The sequence below is a fragment of the Kibdelosporangium aridum genome, assembly GCF_900176515.1.
GTDB classification, from domain to species: Bacteria; Actinomycetota; Actinomycetes; order Mycobacteriales; family Pseudonocardiaceae; genus Kibdelosporangium; species Kibdelosporangium aridum.
The window spans coordinates 347,973-365,074 of the sequence record NZ_FWXV01000011.1 but is presented as its reverse complement, the minus strand read 5'-3'; the positions used below and the strand labels follow the sequence as shown (position 1 = coordinate 365,074).

The window sequence follows — 17,102 nt, the reverse complement described above, 5'->3', positions numbered from 1 at the left end:
GTGAACGAGTGGGAGGTTCGTACCTCTTTTCCGTCCAGAACCGCACCTAGGGTCACTGGGGCAGGAAGACACTCGTGGCCGACCGAAAGCGAATACCCATGCCTGATCAGTCACGCGTCGCGATCGTCACCGGAGCCGCTCGGGATTTCGAGACGGACGACAGCATGGTCGGGCTGATGCAGCCGCGGCCGCTCACCATCGCACATATCGTGGAGCGTGCTGAGCGGCTCTATGCGCACAAGCGCGTTGTGACGGCTGGCGCCGAGCGGCTTACGTACGCTGAGGTGACCGATCACATCCGGCGCCTCGCAACGGTTCTGGACTCCCTCGACGTCCCGGCCAGCGCCCGTGTCGCCACGTTCGCGAGCAACAGCCGACGCCACCTCGAGCTGTATTTCGCGGTGCCGGCCACCAAGCGGGTGCTGCACTCGATCAACATCCGGCTCTCATCGGAGCACCTTGAGTACATCGTCAACCATGCCGAGGACGACGTCATATTCGTTGATCGTGGGTTGCTCCCGCGGATCTGGCCGGGCGTCGACCGGCTGCCCCGGGTGCGGTACTGGGTAATGCTGCCGGACGGCACCGACACGGCGATCCCGCCAGACCCCCGCATCTTGGACTACGACGAGCTGATGGCCGGAGCCGAGCCGTTCGTGGGCTCGTTCGAGGACACGTTCACGCTCGCGGAGGAGAACCTGGCTTCTGGCCTGTGCTACACGTCCGGGACGACCGGACCTCCCAAGGGCGTGCTCTACAGCCACCGATCGACGATCCTGCATTGCCTGGGAACGCTCGCGGCCGGTTTCATCGGCCTCAGCGAGAGTGACGTGGTGATGCCGATCGTGCCCATGTTCCACGCAAACGCTTGGGGTCTTCCCTATGGCGCGATGATGGCGGGTGCCTCATTGGTCCTTCCTGGCGCATCCGCTGATCCGGCTCACCTGCTGCGGTTGATGCAGGACGAGCGGGTGACTGTCGCCGGTGCCGTTCCCACGGTGTGGACGAGCCTGGTTCCCGAGTTGGGGGCTTACGACTTGAGCGCCACTCGGTTCCTGCTCGGCGGCGGCTCTGCGATTGCCCCGGCGCTGTCCGAGACCTATCGCGCAGCGCTCGGCGTACCCATCACCCATTCATGGGGGATGACGGAGATCAGCCCTGTCGGGACCATCGGCGGGATCCGCACCCAGCACGGGGACGCGACCGCGGCGCAGCAGGTGGCCGTGCGGGCCGCCCAGGGCCAGCCCTTGCCGCTCGTGAACGTGCGGATCGTCGATGTCGAGACAGGCCGGCAGTTGCCGCACGACGGCGACGCTGTCGGTGAGTTGCAGGTCGCGGGTCCTTGGGTGGCGGGTGGCTACTTCCGGGTGGACGCGGGGGAGAGCTTCACCGACGACGGCTGGCTGCGCACCGGCGACCTGGCCACCATCGATGCCGACGGCTACCTGCGACTCGTGGACCGGATGAAGGACCTGATCAAGTCCGGAGGTGAGTGGATCTCGTCGGTCGAGCTCGAGACCGCCATCGTCTCGCATCCCGATGTCGTCGAAGTCGCCGTGATCGCCCGTCCGGACCCGCGGTGGATGGAGCGCCCTGTCGCCTACGTCGTCCTGCGCGACGGCAGCGCCGCCACGGCCGAAGAACTCTTGCGGCACATCACGCCGATGGTCGCCAAGTGGTGGCTGCCCGACGAATTCGTCTTCATGTCCACACTGCCCAAGACGGGCACCGGCAAGCTGTCGAAGAGCGCCCTGCGGGATTTGATGCGCATCGCCTGAGTCGCGATCACGGCGCGACCGCTTTGAGCCGGTACAGCCGAAGTCCGAGTTGCAGTTCCAGGTCGTTCTCATGGCGCCAGTCGAAGCCGAGGACTTCGCTGGCGCGGTCCAGTCGCTTGAGCAGCGTGTTGACGTGCACGTGCAACGCCCGGGCGGTCGCCGCGACGTTGGCGCGGTGGACGTAGTAGGCACCGAGGGTTTCGACGAGGTCAGTACCGCGGCGCTGGTCATAGTCAATGAGCGGTCCTATGGAGTCGGCGATGAAACGGTCGAGTTCGCGGACCCGTTCGGTGTCGAAGATCATGGCGTAGAGGGCGTATCGACCCGTTGTGGCGCCCACATCGGTGTGCCCGATAGCTCGCATCACAGCGCCGCAGCGACTGGCCAGGGAGAACGCGCGTGACCAGTCGTGATTGACCGCCCGCTCCCCGACGACAGCGACGGGGCCACCCAGCGCGCGACGCAGTCGACTATGGACCTCCTCGACGGTCTGGTCGTCGTCGACGCTGTGCACGATCATCGTGGCCCGGCCCAGATGTTCACCTGCCAGCCCGGAGCAGTCTCGGGCGATGTCGTGCAGGTGACGCGCGAGAGCGGTCGACGACAACGTGGGGGAGTCCGCGACGAGGACCAGATCCAGGCGGTCGGCGTCGATGTTGCGCGCGCGGGTGCGGGCGCGCTGCGCGGGGCTGATCCCGGGGCTGCCGACCATGAGCTCGGTCAGGAGTTCTCCGCTCAGTCGCTCGCTTGCCTCGGCAACGGCGCGCTCCTTGAGGATGAGCAACCCCAGGATGTGAGTGGCTCGCTCAAGGGTGCGCAGGTCCATGTCGTCCGAGGCGCCGTGATGGGCGGTTGCCTTTCGGCTCCACGCCAGAGCACCGAGATAGCTGTCGCCTGCCTGGATCGGAGCCACACTGTGGGTGACTCCGACGGTGTCGACCGAGGTCGTGCAGCGGCCGGAGCGGTGTGCATTGCTTACAGTATCGGCCAGATCGTATTCCGAAGGAGTCCGAAATGGACTCGACGCTGAATCGCGGCGCACGAGAATGGTACCGGTCCGGTCGAGCAGCGTGACCCTTCCGCCCAGTTGATCGGCGAGAAGCTGCGCGACATCGTCCGGTGTCCCGCCATGCAGCACAACACCGGTCAGGGCTCCGTGAATCGCTTGCGCTCGCTCCACGACCGCCACGTGTTCCTCGATCTTCCGGTACGCGATCCGCAGCTCCCGCAGGGCATTCCGGCTCGCCTCGTAAAGCCGGGCATTGTCGAGGGCGACCGCGGCGTGATCGGCGAACGCGCTCAGCAGCGCGATTTCACCGGCGTGGAAGGAACGCTCCGAGCGGTTCGCGGCGAACAGGGCTCCCACCACTTCACCTCGGATCACCAGGGGCACACCGAGAAGCGCGACCAGTTCCTCGGTGACGGCCAGGCGGTCGAAGTCCGGATCGTGGTCGATGAGGGTCGAGGCGGTGTAGTCGCGTACCCAGTGCGGGCTTCCGGTGGCCAGCACCTTGCCACCAAGCCCCACATTGGCCGGTATGCACGCGGTGAGGAAAGCGGGGGAGATCGTTCCCTCCGTTGCTCTGGCCGACAGTCTGCCGTCCGCGACCAACGAGAGGTACGCGAAGTCCGTGCCGATCAGATCGTGGGCGTGGTGGACGATCGACTGCAGTACGTCATCGAGCTCGCCCAGCGCGGTGAGCGACTTGGCTGTCGCGTACAACGACGCCAGTTCGCGCTGGCGGCGCACGAGCGCGTGCGACTCTGCATCGCCTCCGGGGTCACTGGCCACAGTGCCATCCCTCCTGGAGCGTCAGGTGGGAGAAAGCCCCACCGAATCGGTGCGAGGCGTGTGTGATGCAGACCTCAGCCACAGGGTAACTGCGCCCTAACATGGCCGTCATCACTTGCCTGTCCTATCGACGAAGGCGGCACGTATGGCAACCCCACTCGCCCAACCCGACGAACAGTCCGGCGCCGCCGTGTCCCCGGCTCGACGTCGAGGTTTCCGCAAGCTGCTGACCGTGGGGCTGATCGGCAGCTCGATCGAGTGGTACGACTTCTTCCTCTACGGCACCGCGGCCGCACTGGTGTTCCCCCGGGTGTTCTTCCCGGAATCCTCGGCGCTGACCGGAACCCTGCTCGCCTTCAGCACGTTCTGGGCCGGCTTTGTGGCGCGTCCGATCGGCGGGGTGCTCGCCGGGCACTTCGGTGACAAATACGGGCGCAAGCCGGTCGTCGTCACGTGCCTGGCGCTCATGGGTGCTGCCACCTTCCTGATCGGCTGCCTGCCCAGCGCATCGGCCGTGGGCGCGCTGGCCCCGATTCTGTTGGTGACGCTGCGTTTCCTGCAGGGGCTCGCGGCCGGCGGCCAGTGGGGCGGCATCATGCTCCTGCTCACCGAGTCCGCCAGTCCCAAGCGGCGCGGCTTCGCCGGAACCTTCGGGCAGACCAGCGTTTTCGTCGCCGTGATCATCTCGAACCTGATCTTCGTCGCGGCCAGCGGCCTGATGCCCGACGACGCCTTCCTCAGCTGGGGCTGGCGGATCCCCTTCCTGGTCAGCATCGTGATGTTCCTCGTCGTCCTCTACATCCAGTCCAAAGTGGAGGACACGCCGGAGTTTCGCGAGCTGCAGCGGGAGGTGTCGAGGCCGGAGCGCGCGGTGGTCCGGGCCCCGCTGGTGAACGTCGTCAGGAGCAAGTGGGGCACGATCCTGCTCGGCTGCGGGATCCTCTCAGCCACCAACAGTCTTTTCTACGTCAGCATTTCCGGCCTGTTGAACTACGGCACCACCTCGCTCGGACTCGACCGTGACCCGCTGCTCGCGGTCGTGCTGCTCAGCTCCGTTGCCATGCTCGTGGTTCTCCCTTGGGCCGGTCACATGTCCGACAAGGTGGGGCGCCGGCCGCTGATCCTCATCGGTGGTCTGGGCGTTGCCGTCTGGGCCTTCCCGTACTTCCAGTTCGTCGACACCGCGTCGCTGCCGCTGATCTTCGTCGCGGTGGTGGTGGGTTTCACCTTCCAGTGCCTCACCTACGGCCCGATCGCCAGCTTCCTCGGCGAGCTCTTCGCGCCCAACGTCCGCTACTCGGGCGCATCGCTGTCCTACCAGCTGTCCGCGATCATCGTCAGCGGTGGCACGCCGTTCCTCATGACAGCACTGATCGCGCAGACCGGGAGCACGATTCCGGTCGCGATCTACATCATGGCCATGGGGCTGATCACCTTCGCCAGCGCGTGGTTCCTCCCTGAGACCAACACCGCCGAGATCCGCGAGGATCCGCAAGCGATCCCGGGAACGCAGCTCTACCGCTGACTTCGTGCCTTCGAGATCCAGAGAAGAGGCTGGCGTGAACAGCACACCACCAAGGGCTCGTCGGCTTGCCGTGCTGGCGGCCATGGTTCTGTTGGCGGGCACGACCTTTGGGCCTGAACTCGCCACCGCGACGACGTCCACCGTGCCAGCGTGCGCCGAGCTGGATCAAATGAAGATCCCGGCATCGGTCATGAGCCTGCCGACCACCGGCGGTCGCGTTCAGTCGGCCTCCGTCAAGACCAGCGTTGTCAGCGGCAAGACGATCGAGTACTGCCTTCTCGACGCCGACATCTTTCCCATGGATCCCACCGCGCCCGCTATCAAGATGCGCGTTGCCTTGCCGCACGGCTGGAATCGCAAGGCGATGATGTTCGGTGGCGGCGGCTACAACGGAACCATTCCCGACCTTACGATGAACATGCCGTTCGGTCCCAGGGATCAGCCGGTGCCCTTGGCCCGGCGATACGTGACATTCGCCAGCGACTCCGGCCACCAACACGGCCCCGGAACCGTTCCGTCGTTGGACGGGTCGTTCGGTATGAACGACGAGGCCTTGCACAACTTCGCTGCCGGTGACGCGCTCAAGAAGACACGCGACGCGAGCATGTTCCTCATCCGGCACGCCTACGGGAAGAACCCTGCCGAGGTCTACTTCTCGGGAGGCTCGACAGGTGGCCGTGAAGCCCTCATCGTCGCTCAGCGGTGGCCACAGGCGTTCGACGGCGTGATCTCCGCCTATCCCGCCTGGAACAACCTCAGTGAGGTCCTGGACCTGGGGTACCTGGCCCATGTCCTGTCCCGCCCCGGCGCTTTCCCTGGACCGGTGAAACAGACGCTCCTCTACGACAGCGTGATCAACGCGTGTGACGGTCTGGACGGTGTGAAGGACAAGGTCATCTCGAACCCGCGCGGATGTCACTTCGACCCTCACGTACTTCGCTGCACGGGCGGTGCCGATACCGGCCCGGACTGCCTGTCGGATCCTCAGATCAGGGCCGTGACCGCCATGTCCACGACGTTCAGGTGGCCGTACCGGATCGCCAGTGGCGAGACCGGATACCCAGGTTTCCCGTTCCTCTCGGGGGCCGACATGAGGACCCCGTTCCTCGGGTTCGGCACAACCGCGCCAGCCAATCCCATGCCGGCGACGAGCGGCTACGGCATGCAGTACTGGGAACAGTGGGTCAAGTACTTCCTGACTCGAGACCCCGGCTACAACTCGCTCGACCTGGATCCGAAGCGTCCCGGGAAGTGGCTCGACCGAATCAGCCACCTGTCCACGATCCAGGATCGCAACAACGTGGATCTCCGCCCGTTCGCCCGCGCGGGCGGCAAGCTGATCCTGCTCCACGGCGCCGCGGACGAGCTGGTCTCCCACCGCTCGACGAACGACTACTACCAGCGGGTGCGCGACTTGCTCGGTCCTGAGCCGACCCACGCCTTCATGCGGTACTACCTCGTGCCAGGTGCCAACCACGCGAACTTCGGCACGCCGGCGTTCGCCGCAGGCTGGGACTCGCTCTCGGCACTCGAGCGCTGGGTCGGTGCAGGACAGCCGCCCGCGAATCCGATCGTGGCCGACACGACTCACAACCGCGCTCGTCCACTGTGCGAATATCCGGCCTGGCCCAGGTATCGCGCCGGCGATCCGGACGCCGCCCAGAGCTTTGTCTGCACACGCTGACATAACGAGGCTCACCGGTGTCGAGAACGTGGCGCTGGCTCCGTCCCAGGGACACGAGCGGCCACAGTGGCTGCTTGACTAGCCAGTACTAGCCGGATCAGGAAGGACTGCCCCATGGCCGTCGCCGATGACCTCGACCGCGCCACCGACTCGACGTGGGACTGGGTTGCTGAGCAAACCCGCACGTACCTCGCCTCGGGCGGCACCGAGGGACACGAATCGAACGGCGTGTACACACTCGTGCTCGCCACAACCGGACGCAAGACGGGCACGCCACGTCGCACCTGCTTGATCTACGGCACCTCAGGCGATGACTTCGTCGTTGTCGCCTCCAAGGGCGGCGCCGACGAGGATCCCGCGTGGTTCAAGAACCTTCAGGCGGACCCCAGCGTCGGAGTACAGGTCGGCACTCGCCGGTTCACCGCCCGCGCTCGTGTCGCGTCCGCAGCCGAACGCGAGCCCCTCTGGGCCCAGATGGTGGGCATTTTCCCGTTGTACGAGGAGTACGCGCAGAAGACCGACCGGGTGATCCCGATCGTCTTGCTCACCCCGCAAGACTGAAACTCTGGGCGCCGGCGAGATCATGCTCGTGCCCTACGACGCTTTCAGCCGTGCTTGAAACCGTTGCACGCCAAGATGATCCTCCACCATGCTGGTGGTGTGAAAGCCCAAGCATCGAGGGGGAACATGCGTAAAGCAATCATGCGTGGCGTGACCACGACCGCGGTCGTCGGTTCGATGCTCGCTCTGTCACCGCAGATCGCGTTGGCCGGCGGCAACTCCTGCTACAGCCCCACGGCCACCGCCTGCAACCTGAACGCATCCGGGTTCCCCGGCAACGACCTGCACGTCGACGCCGACGTACATGGCTCTGGAACTGGGAAATGGGGCGTCGTGATCAACGGACGCCTCGCGTGCGGCGAGACCTTGTTCGACGCCGCGGCCCCACCGCAGAGTTGGACCTGCAAGTTCATGCCCGCCGGGAATGTCCACGCCTACGTCATCGGCCCTCAGGGCCCGGTCAGCCTCACCGTTCGCTGGTAGGACTCTGCTCATTCGCCATCCCGACCTCGCTCCCGCTGCGGAGCGAGGTCGGGATCGTATGAGCAAAGTGGACGGTCATCGCGGCTCTGCCCGGAGCGCTCGATCGAGCGCATCCCGCCGGTAGCCACGGATTCGCGTGCTCAGTTCGGCATCGGGTGCGAGGTTCTCGCCGCCGTGAATGCCTCCCGGATAGACGTGCAACTCGACGGGAACGCCCGCCCAGGACAGCCTGCGCGCGAAGTCGACCGCCTCGTCCCGCAGCAGATCCAAGTCGCCGACGTCGATGTAGGTCGAGGGCAGACCGGTGAGGTCGCGTGTGCGGGCCGGTGCGGCGTACGGCGAGATCCGATCGGTGCCGAAGTCCTGGCCGAGCCATGCCTGCCAGCTCTGGATGTTCGCCTCCCGGCTCCATGCGCCGAATCCGGTGTTGGCAATGGCAGAAGGAGTCGACGACAGGTCGTCCAGCATGGGGGACAAGAGCATCTGATAGGCGATGGCCGGCCCGCCTCGGTCGCGCGCCAGCAATGCCACCGCCGCGGCCAGACAACCGCCCGCGCTGGTGCCGTAGAGAGCGATCCGGGCCGGGTCGATGCCAAGCTCGCGGTGTCTGCCCACGAGCCCGACGAGTCCCGTGTAGCAGTCGTCGAGCGCTGCGGGGTAAGGATTCTCGGGTGCGAGTCGGTACTCGACCGCAACGACGACGTGGCCGGTCGCGTTGGCGAGTTTGACGGTCTTCGCATGATCGCTGGCGACGCTGCCTGCCACCATGCCTCCACCGTGGACGTAGTAGACGCAGGGCGCCGACCGCGTCGTCCCTCGGGGCCGATACATGCGCAGCAATACCGGCTCGCCTTGGGTTTCGATTGACAGGTCGTGCACGTCGATGCCGTCGGGGGTGAGCGGTTCGGCTCGCAGCGCGGTCAACTCGGCCTGCCTGCGACGCCGCTCGGGAATGTCAGTGATACCGCTCAGGCCGTCGGGCCCGACCAGTTGCAGGTATTGATCGAGGCGTGCTCGGATCTGCGGGTCGATACGCTCACTGATGTCTGCCATTCCGAGCGCACGATCTCAGGATTGGGCCACGGAAGCCGGCGTCGTGGGTGCGGCGAGCAGATCTCCCAGCCCGCCACGGGCGTCCTCGATGACGAGCGCCTCAGCCGTCGCCGAGTCGCCCACCCGCAACGCACGGACAAGCGCACGATGGCTCCCGTAACGATCCAGGCCGAACTTGTCGTTCTTGCTGATCCGTTCGATCATCCTGGCCCGCCGTTCCGGCAAGGAGAACACCCGCGTCTGGCTGAGCAAGCGGACGAGAACCGGGTTGTGCGCGCACGCCTCGACGACCTCGTTGAAGCGTTGCATGGCGTCGAGCAACCGGTCCAGGTGCCGCGACACCTCCTGTCCGGCCTTCTGACGTTGCTTGATGACGATCAGCAAGTCGTCGGCTTCGTCGAGAACGGCGTCGAGCTCGTCCAGTTGTGCCGGGGACGCGTGCCGGGCGGCGAAGCGGGCCACCATCCCGCGTAGGGCCACCTCGACCTCGGCGAGGTCCTGTAGCGCGGCGTCGCGGAACGCCGCCACCTGTACCGTCCGCGGTCCGGTCCGTTCGAGCAGACCGTCCTGCTCGAGGCGCCGGATGGCCTCGCGTACCGGCGTCGGGCTCACCGACAGCCGCTCGGCGAGCCCGCGTTCGGTGACCTTCTGCCCCGGTCGTAGCTCGCCGGTCGAGATCGCGTCGCGGATGGCCCGGTAGGCGCGGTCTGCCAGCGTGTCGGCCGTCAGGCCCTTCAACGTCTCGCTCGCCATGGCATCACTCTAGTCACCATTGCAAAGAGCATACGCAACTCTTGACCATCTTGCTATAGCAAAAGTACCTTGGCGACCGCCGCACCAGCGGTGATGACAGGGAAGGTGCCGAATGACGACGACGTCGAGCACACAGCGCATGCGAACGGGGCGGATCACGTTCTTCGTATCCCTGGCGGTCTTCGCGCAGGAGTCGACGTGGAACCTTTACGACGCGCAGGTTCCGCCGTTGCTCCGCGAGCACATCGGCAGTGCCGCGCTTGTCGGTCTGCTGATGGGGATGGACAACCTGCTCGGCATCTTCATCCAACCGTGGATGGGCAACCGGTCGGACAACACTCGTACGTCATGGGGGAGGCGCATCCCCTACCTCGTCGTCGGAATGCCCTTGGCAGCGCTGCTGTTCCTCACCATCCCGCACGTCGCGGCCTCGTTGCCGCTGCTGATCGTGGTGATGTTCAGCTACGCGCTGGTCGCGAACTCCTTCAAGCCGATCGCCGAATCCCTGCTCCCGGACTTCATCCCGCCGCAGCGCCGAAGCCGGGCCAACGCGGTGGTCAAGATCGCTTCGAGTCTCACGGTCATGGTCGCGGCGCTGATCAGCATCTTCCTGATCGACGACTATCCGAGGTTGTCCTTCGCGATTCCCGCGATCCTGATGGTGGCGTCCATGGTCGTGCTCGCCGCGAAGGTGCGGGACAACCAGTCGTCGGCCTACCAGACCGCACTCGATGAGGAACGCGAACAGCAGGACATGCGGGTGCGGGACACGGTGCGCGACATCGTGAAAGACGCTGACCGCAGCAGGTTGCTGCTCATCGTGTCCATCCTCCTGTTCGGGGGCGCGTGGGCTGCCTCGCGGGCGTTGATGACGCCGTACGGCATGGAGGTGCTGGACATGTCCCGCGGTGAAGCGGGCGGGCTGACCCTGCCCAGCGGAGTGGCCTTCATCGTGGCCGCCTACCCGGTGGCGAGGCTCGCCGAGCGCTTCGGCCGCCTGCGGGTGATGATGGTCGGGATGACGGTGTTCGCTGCCGGCATGGTGCTCGGCACCGTCGTGCAGACGCCCACTGGCGCTGTCGTCGGCCTTTGCGTTGCGGCAGCGGGTGCGTCCTCGTTCCTGGTCAACGCGGTAGTCATCCTGTGGAACCTCGCCCCGTCCGACCGCGTGGTCGGGACCTACACCGGGCTCTACACCGTCGGATGGGTCAGTGGCGGCTTCCTCGGACCGGCAGCGGTCGGCGGCATGGTCGACCTGACGGGCTGGCCCCTGCTGCTGCTCGACGTCGCGATCGTCGCGATGCTCGCCGTGCTGGTGGTCGCGCGCGTCAATGCTTTGCAGCGACGGTTTTCCTCCGGTCGCGTGCTGTGAGCGAGAAAGACGTGCCTCGCGTCCTGATCACCACGGACTACCTGCGTCCCGGTGACGACGTCGACCTGTTCTTGAGACGGTCAGGGCTGGAAACCGTGCACCTGCCCATGGTTGGTCGGCGTGACCCCGCTCAACTCGTGGCAGCCCTCGCCGGGATCGACGCGGCGCTGGTCGCCAACGAACCGCTGACAGGAGGCGTTCTTGCCCGTGCACCACGGTTGCGCGCCATCGTGCGGACAGGCGTGGGCTACGACTCGATCGACGTCGCCGCTGCAACTCGGTTCGGCATCACGGTGAGCAACCTGCCCGGTATCAACGCCAACGCTGTGGCGGAGTACACCGTCGGTCTGCTGCTCGCGGGAGCCCGACGTCTCGTGCAGTCCGCGCAAGGCGTGGCACAAGGGAATTGGCCACGCGAGGACGGACACGAACTGCGCGGCTCAACGCTCGGACTCATCGGCTACGGGGCATCAGCACGGGCAGTGGTGCCATTGGCACGCGCGTTCGGCATGAGCGTCGTCTGCACCACCAACGTGCCGACCCAGTTGCGGAGCGATCCCGAGGTCCGGTTTGTAGCTCTGCCTGAGCTTCTGGCCACCTCCGACTACGTCTCGGTGCACACCGCGCTCACCGAACGGACCCGCGGCCTGCTGGATGAATCGGCGTTCAAGCGGATGAAGCCGACGGCACTGCTGATCAACACCGCACGTGGCCCCATCGTCGACGAGGACGCGCTCGTCGCGGCCGTGCGCGCGGGGGAGATCGCGGGCGCCGCGCTAGACGTCGTGTGCGAGGAGCCGCTTGCGCCCAGCAGCCCGCTACGCGGCGTGGACGGCATCGTCATCTACTCCCACATGGCAGGGCAAACGGCAGAAGCACGCGCCGCCGCAGGCCGCCGAGGAGCGGAGGAAGTCGTGGCAGCACTGGAAGGCCGGCCACAGTTCCCGGTCAACTGACACGCAGAGAAGAGGAATATGCACAGCCAACGGGTCGAGTCGGTCCGGATCCTGTCGCCGAGCGGCATGCTCGGTGCCGGTTGGGACCACGCGACGATCGAGCGCGGCATCGCACTGGGTGCCGACGTCATCAGCCTTGACGCCGGGTCCACGGATTCCGGCCCCTACTACCTCGGGTCGGCGACGCCCAAGACGACGGCCAAGGCAGTGGCGCGCGACCTGCGTAGCCTGCTGACGGCCGCCTCCGCCGCGGGTATCCCTGTGATTATCGGCTCCTGCGGCACGAGCGGAACCGACAGCGGCGTCGACTGGGTTGCTGCCATCGCCGCCGAGGTGATGGCCGAGGAGGGCCTGGACCTCAAGGTCGCGAGGATCTACAGCGAGCAGAACGCGACCGACTTGAAGGAACACCTCGACGCGGGCCGGATCCACCCACTGCCACCGCTGGGGGAGTTGCGGGCGGAGACACTCGAGAGCTGCACCCACATCGTCGGAGCGATGGGCCACGAGCCGATCGTCGAGGCACTCCGCGCCGGCGCCCAGGTCGTGCTCGCCGGCCGCGCCACCGACACCGCGGTGGCGGCCGCCTACCCGCTGATGAAGGGGATGCCCGCCGGGCCGACGTGGCACGCCGCCAAGATCGTCGAGTGCGGTGGCCAGTGCACCAGCAACCCGCGCGCGGGCGGGGTTCTCGCCACCATCGACGCCGACGGCTTCACCATCGAACCGCTCGACCCCACCGTGTCGTGCACGCCGATCTCGGTCGCCGCCCACATGCTTTACGAGACCGCGAACCCGTTCGAGATGCGGGAGCCCGCTGGCACCCTCAACGTTCGCGACGCGCGGTACACCGCGGTCGACGACCGGATCGTCCGCGTCGAGGGTTCGACGTTCCACAACGCCGACCAGTACACGATCAAGCTGGAAGGCGCCCGGATCACCGGCTACGAGACCATGTCGTTCTCGGCGGTGCGAGACCCGATCGTCCTCGCGGACATCGACGCCTGGGCGGACCTGATGCGCACGATGATCAGGCAACGGGTGGGCCAGACGTTGGGGCTGGCGGACGACGAGTACGCCTTCGATCTCCGTCTCTACGGCCACAACGCAGTGCTGGACGACCTCGAGCCGGAAAGCGGGCCGCCGCGCGAAGTAGGCGTCATGTTGCTCGTAAACGCGCCCGACCAGGCGACCGCCACGGCGGTCGCGAAGGTCGCCAACCCGCTGATGCTGCACCTGCCGACACCGGAAATGGCCTACCTGCCGAGCTTCGCGTTCGCGTCCTCACCCGCCGAGGTCGAACGCGGTGCGGCGTATGAGTTCGTGCTGAACCACGTCGTTGACTGCGCCAGTCCCACCAGCCTGTTCCGGACCGAGATGGGGGAGAAGACCCGTGCATGAGACCACCCTCGCGGATCTCGCCATCGAGGTCCGCTCGAAGAACGCCGGTCCGTTCTGGGTCACCATGGAACTCTTCATGCGTGATGCCGAGGGCTACCGGATCGCTGCGGACGAGTCCTTCCTGAACGAGCGCGTGATCGCGGATCTCTACCGGGTGGAGGAGAAACGGTCCAGATGTTCCGGATCCCCTCGCTCAACGTCGTGAAGATCTCCTTTCCCCGCCCGGTCAGCCAGGGCTCGCTGCGGGACCGCGACATCCACGCGGGACAGCACCACGTCCCGCTCGCGCGGATGCCGGTTGTTGGCCGTCGCGGGAAGACCTCGTGATCCGTGTCGCTGACCTGCCCGCCACACACCCCGGCCGACGGCTGCTGACCAAACGCACACCCTTCTTCGTCGCACCGAGCGAGCCGCGTTGCAGCTACTGCGTCTACGTACCCACGGGTTGGACTCCTGAGACCAGACTGTCCGTCGTGGTGGCCGTGCACGGCACCGGCCGCAATGTCGGAGAACTGCGCGAGGGTTTCATTCCCTTCGCCCAGCGCCACAACGTCATCGTCGTGACACCACTGTTCCCTGTCGGCATCGGCGACCCGGACGACGTGCACAACTACAAGTTCATGGACGCTCGTGGCATCCGGTTCGACCTGGTGTTGCTCGACATCCTGGAACAGGTCCGGTTGCGGTGGAACGCCGACGTCGACCCCGTGCTGCTGTGCGGGCACTCCGGCGGTGGCCAGTTCGCGCACCGCTTCCTCTACCTCCATCCGGACCGGGTCGCCGCCGTCGCGGTCAGCGCACCCGGCAGCGTGACCCTGCTCGACGACTCGCTTGCCTGGCCGGAAGGCATTGGCGACACCCGGCAGCGGTTCGCGATCACGGTGGATCTTGAAGCGGTCGCTCGGGTGCCGGTGCTGCTCGTCGTCGGAGGCGATGACGACGGGCGGGCCGACCTGGCCGCCATGGGCCATCCCGGGCACAGCCGTCCGGAGCGCCTCGACCGGCTGGCCGAAAGCCTGAACCTGCAAGGCATAGCGGTCAAGAAGGTCGTGGTCCCCGGGGTGGGCCACAGCGCCGCGGGGACACGACCGCAGATCGTGGACTTCTTCACCAACCTGCTGGCCGACAACGCCTGACGCACTCCGCCACGTCTACTGTGGACAACAAGGACTCCTGAAGGGTGGGATCGATGCTTTCAACGCATCAATGCATCGGATACTGATCGTGGACCACGGACATCTTGCGGTCCCACACTCATGGTTGCCCATCGCCCGGCGACGAGACGAGGGATCATGAGAAGGATCTCCAGACGCGCGGCATTGACCTTGGCCGCGGGCACGGTCGGCGCACCAATCGCGGGACCAGCCGTTGCCGCGCAGGAACCGCTCGCGACGCCCCGCCGTTCCATGCTCGTACGAGCCCATCTCATCACTGCTGTCACGCCACGGGACAACTGGCGCGTGGTCGCGGTGGCGATCCGGACTACCGGTCGCATCGACCTTCGCGGTGGCACGATTCCGCCGTCCGCGTTTCAGGTCACCGCCACCGTCGGCGGGACGAGAGCACCCCGGACCGTGACCCGGGTCTATCCGAACATCGCGCCTGACGTGGCTGATCGAGGCCGGCCAGGCGAATATCTGATCGTCGAGCTGGACCAGGCGGATGCCAACGCCCGTGCCTCCAACGCGGACCCGTTCCAGCTTGACCGGGCGTACGACATCCGTCAAGTGGCCGACATCGCGACTCCACGCGGCGACATTGTCCTTGCGGCGAGCCCACTCGCGGTCCGCAACGACGATGTCATCAACCCTGTTGTCGACGACTTCACCGCGGGCTCGTTCACCGATTCCGCTGGGTTCCGGTTGGCCTTCAGGTCTTTTCACCCTGGGAACTCCGGCCGGTACCCGCTTGTGATCACTTTGCACGGCGGTGGTGAGGTTGCCGACAACAACATGATCCAGCTGACGGGCAACCGGGTCGCGGTGACGTTCGCCAAGCCGGAACGGCAGCGCAAGCACCCGGCATTCGTGCTGTCACCCCAGATCCCGTTGCCCCGTCCGATGGAAGGTCCCGACGGCACCGACTGGACCGACGCACGGGTCCAGGCGGCGACCGTCGAGCTCATCGACACATTCGTCGCCTCGTATCCGGTCGACACCAGCCGGATCTATCTCGTCGGGCTGTCCTCCGGTGGCCGCGGGATCTTCAGCCTGTTGTCGAAGTACCCGGGCAAATTCGCCGCGGCCATGCCGACAGCAGGATGGGGTGAAGTGTCTGCAATGGACAAAATCACCGGCGTTCCACTGTGGGCGGACCACTCCGTCGACGACCCCGTCGTGCCCTACCGGGAAGGCCGGTTCGGCAAACCTGGCACCTGGACGCTGATGAACGCCCTCGAGTCCGCAGGTGCCAAGGTGACCCGCGGCGAGTGGGCCAACAACCTGCCGAAGGCACAGTTCGAAGCACGGTCCCGGACGTTGCTGGCGCAAGCCCGCGCGGCAGGCAGCCATGTGCTGTTCACCAGCTACTCGGCGGGGACCACGCCCGTCAATCCACACCTCTCTTGGGCACAGACCTACGAGAACGATGTGGTCATCGACTGGCTGTTCGCCCAGGCGCGCCGTTGATCTTCGCCGCAGGGACACGGCGCGGACCTCGCCCACCCCGGATCGGCCAGTGCTTGACGGTCGAGGTCCGTACGGGCACAGTTAGGCGAACGTTCGCTCTCATTGGGGGTCGTCCGTGTACGTGTCGCTCAAGGATGTCGCGGCTCGTGCGGGCGTGAGCTTTCAGACGGCGAGCAAGGTGCTCAACGGTCACTCCCGGGTGGCATCACCGAGCACGCGGGAGCGCATTCTGCGTGCCGCTGCTGATCTTGGTTACGTGCCCAACGCGATGGCCCGTGGGCTGGTCCGGCAGGCATCGGTCACCATCGGCGTGCTCGCGGATGACTTCTCCGATCAGGCGGTCTCGCAGTTCGTATTGGCTGCGCAGCGTGCTGCGGCCAGCCGCGGTCATGGTGCGCTCATCAGCAGCGTGCACGCCGACATCGATGCTGAGCTGGCCGTTCGCAAGCTGTTGGAGTATCGGGTCGACGGGATTCTGGTGGCGGCGCCGTCGCTGGAGGACGAGCCAAGTCTCGGTGCCGCGCTGCGTGGTCCGTTGCCCGTGGTGAGTATCAACCGGATCCACGGCGGCGGGGTGCCGTTGATCGGGTCTGATCACGCGATGACCGGGACCCTGGCGGCCGAGCACCTGCTCGGCCTTGGCCACCAACGGATCGGCACGGTCATCGGTCCGCGGGGACGGCAGGTGGTGCAGCGCCGGATGCGTGGGTTCCGGGAGGCGCTGCGTGCGGCGGGCCAACCGCTGCCCGAACGGCGGATCGTCGAGGCGGATTGGACCTATGACGGTGGTTGGTCGGCGACACATCGTCTGCTGGACAGCGATCCGACGATCACGGCTGTCTTCGTGCACAACGACGTCATGGCCATGGGCGTGCTCAAGGCGTTGCACGAGCGCGGCCTGCGGTTGCCTGCCGACTGTTCCGTCGTGGGCTGCGATGACTTGTCCTTCGCCGGCTACCTCGTACCAGCGCTGACCACCGTGCGCATCCCGTTCGAGGAGACCGGTGAACGGGCGGCGACCCTGCTGCTGGACCGCATCGGCGGGAAGCGCATTCCCGCACGTGACCTGTTGCCTGTCGAACTTGTCGTCCGTGAGTCCACCTCGTCCCCTTAGGAC

Annotated in this window: 14 protein-coding genes and 1 pseudogene; 12 read left to right on the top strand and 3 right to left on the bottom strand. The window is 66.4% G+C overall.

All coding sequences use genetic code 11. The features are described 5' to 3' along the window. Positions 1-98: 98 nt before the first annotated feature. Positions 99-1,778, top strand: a complete 1,680-nt coding sequence (locus B9C43_RS44345; RefSeq protein WP_235039214.1) for a long-chain fatty acid--CoA ligase — start codon at positions 99-101, stop codon at positions 1,776-1,778. 7 nt (positions 1,779-1,785) lie between these two features. Here the strand turns inward: B9C43_RS44345 and B9C43_RS44340 are convergent, their stop codons facing one another. Further along, entirely contained in the window at positions 1,786-3,570 is a 1,785-nt protein-coding gene (locus B9C43_RS44340) for a helix-turn-helix domain-containing protein (RefSeq protein ID WP_084433364.1), read from the bottom strand. A 145-nt stretch (positions 3,571-3,715) separates the two neighbouring features. Between B9C43_RS44340 and B9C43_RS44335 the strand changes: the two genes are divergently transcribed. The 4 genes from B9C43_RS44335 to B9C43_RS44320 all read left to right on the top strand — a co-directional run bounded on the left by B9C43_RS44335 (position 3,716) and on the right by B9C43_RS44320 (position 7,823). Next, the gene (locus B9C43_RS44335) at positions 3,716-5,095 is read left to right on the top strand and encodes an MFS transporter (protein ID WP_084433363.1); all 1,380 of its coding nucleotides are present in this window, start codon (positions 3,716-3,718) and stop codon (positions 5,093-5,095) included. 82 nt (positions 5,096-5,177) lie between these two features. After that, positions 5,178-6,779, top strand: coding sequence for a tannase/feruloyl esterase family alpha/beta hydrolase (locus B9C43_RS44330; RefSeq protein ID WP_084433497.1), 1,602 nt, complete (start codon positions 5,178-5,180; stop codon positions 6,777-6,779). 114 nt (positions 6,780-6,893) lie between these two features. Next, positions 6,894-7,340, top strand: a complete 447-nt coding sequence (locus B9C43_RS44325; protein ID WP_084433362.1) for a nitroreductase family deazaflavin-dependent oxidoreductase — start codon at positions 6,894-6,896, stop codon at positions 7,338-7,340. Positions 7,341-7,466: 126 nt separating this feature from the next. Continuing rightward, on the top strand, positions 7,467-7,823 hold the full coding sequence (locus tag B9C43_RS44320) for a hypothetical protein (RefSeq protein ID WP_143447029.1): 357 nt from the start codon (positions 7,467-7,469) through the stop codon (positions 7,821-7,823). Positions 7,824-7,898: 75 nt separating this feature from the next. Here B9C43_RS44320 and B9C43_RS44315 read toward each other — a convergent pair whose 3' ends face one another. Together B9C43_RS44315 and B9C43_RS44310 are read right to left on the bottom strand one after the other, a co-directional pair. After that, positions 7,899-8,876: an alpha/beta hydrolase gene (locus B9C43_RS44315; protein ID WP_084433361.1), complete on the bottom strand. Its 978-nt coding sequence runs from the start codon at positions 8,874-8,876 to the stop codon at positions 7,899-7,901. Positions 8,877-8,891: 15 nt separating this feature from the next. After that, positions 8,892-9,629, bottom strand: a complete 738-nt coding sequence (locus tag B9C43_RS44310) for a GntR family transcriptional regulator (RefSeq protein WP_084433360.1) — start codon at positions 9,627-9,629, stop codon at positions 8,892-8,894. Between the two features lie 112 nt (positions 9,630-9,741). Here B9C43_RS44310 and B9C43_RS44305 point away from each other — a divergent pair, with 112 nt between their 5' ends. The 7 genes and pseudogenes from B9C43_RS44305 (at position 9,742) to B9C43_RS44275 (ending at position 17,099) form a co-directional block, all read left to right on the top strand. Beyond that, positions 9,742-11,001, top strand: coding sequence for an MFS transporter (locus B9C43_RS44305; RefSeq protein ID WP_084433359.1), 1,260 nt, complete (start codon positions 9,742-9,744; stop codon positions 10,999-11,001). After that, complete coding sequence (locus B9C43_RS44300; RefSeq protein ID WP_235039212.1) at positions 10,998-11,957, top strand: phosphoglycerate dehydrogenase; 960 nt, start codon at positions 10,998-11,000, stop codon at positions 11,955-11,957. Before B9C43_RS44305 ends, B9C43_RS44300 begins: the two co-directional genes overlap by 4 nt. 18 nt (positions 11,958-11,975) lie before the next feature. Then, positions 11,976-13,358, top strand: a complete 1,383-nt coding sequence (locus B9C43_RS44295; RefSeq protein WP_084433358.1) for an acyclic terpene utilization AtuA family protein — start codon at positions 11,976-11,978, stop codon at positions 13,356-13,358. A gap of 64 nt (positions 13,359-13,422) precedes the next feature. After that, positions 13,423-13,685: pseudogene (locus B9C43_RS60280) on the top strand (DUF4387 family protein). After that, entirely contained in the window at positions 13,682-14,494 is an 813-nt protein-coding gene (locus tag B9C43_RS44285; protein ID WP_084433357.1) for an alpha/beta hydrolase family protein, read from the top strand. Before B9C43_RS60280 ends, B9C43_RS44285 begins: the two are co-directional and overlap by 4 nt. 156 nt (positions 14,495-14,650) lie before the next feature. Next, positions 14,651-15,985, top strand: a complete 1,335-nt coding sequence (locus B9C43_RS44280) for a PHB depolymerase family esterase (RefSeq protein ID WP_084433356.1) — start codon at positions 14,651-14,653, stop codon at positions 15,983-15,985. Between the two features lie 115 nt (positions 15,986-16,100). Then, entirely contained in the window at positions 16,101-17,099 is a 999-nt protein-coding gene (locus B9C43_RS44275) for a LacI family DNA-binding transcriptional regulator (protein ID WP_033383793.1), read from the top strand. Positions 17,100-17,102: the final 3 nt, after the last annotated feature.

What these genes read in the sequence shown, in the direction of transcription:
- B9C43_RS44345 (WP_235039214.1), top strand. Translation starts at nt 99, where the DNA reads ATGCCTGATCAGTCACGCGTCGCGATCGTCACCGGAGCCGCTCGGGAT.
- B9C43_RS44335 (WP_084433363.1), top strand. Translation starts at nt 3,716, where the DNA reads ATGGCAACCCCACTCGCCCAACCCGACGAACAGTCCGGCGCCGCCGTG.
- B9C43_RS44330 (WP_084433497.1), top strand. Translation starts at nt 5,178, where the DNA reads ATGGTTCTGTTGGCGGGCACGACCTTTGGGCCTGAACTCGCCACCGCG.
- B9C43_RS44325 (WP_084433362.1), top strand. Translation starts at nt 6,894, where the DNA reads ATGGCCGTCGCCGATGACCTCGACCGCGCCACCGACTCGACGTGGGAC.
- B9C43_RS44320 (WP_143447029.1), top strand. Translation starts at nt 7,467, where the DNA reads ATGCGTAAAGCAATCATGCGTGGCGTGACCACGACCGCGGTCGTCGGT.
- B9C43_RS44315 (WP_084433361.1), bottom strand. Translation starts at nt 8,876, where the DNA reads ATGGCAGACATCAGTGAGCGTATCGACCCGCAGATCCGAGCACGCCTC.
- B9C43_RS44310 (WP_084433360.1), bottom strand. Translation starts at nt 9,629, where the DNA reads ATGGCGAGCGAGACGTTGAAGGGCCTGACGGCCGACACGCTGGCAGAC.
- B9C43_RS44305 (WP_084433359.1), top strand. Translation starts at nt 9,742, where the DNA reads ATGACGACGACGTCGAGCACACAGCGCATGCGAACGGGGCGGATCACG.
- B9C43_RS44295 (WP_084433358.1), top strand. Translation starts at nt 11,976, where the DNA reads ATGCACAGCCAACGGGTCGAGTCGGTCCGGATCCTGTCGCCGAGCGGC.
- B9C43_RS44280 (WP_084433356.1), top strand. Translation starts at nt 14,651, where the DNA reads ATGAGAAGGATCTCCAGACGCGCGGCATTGACCTTGGCCGCGGGCACG.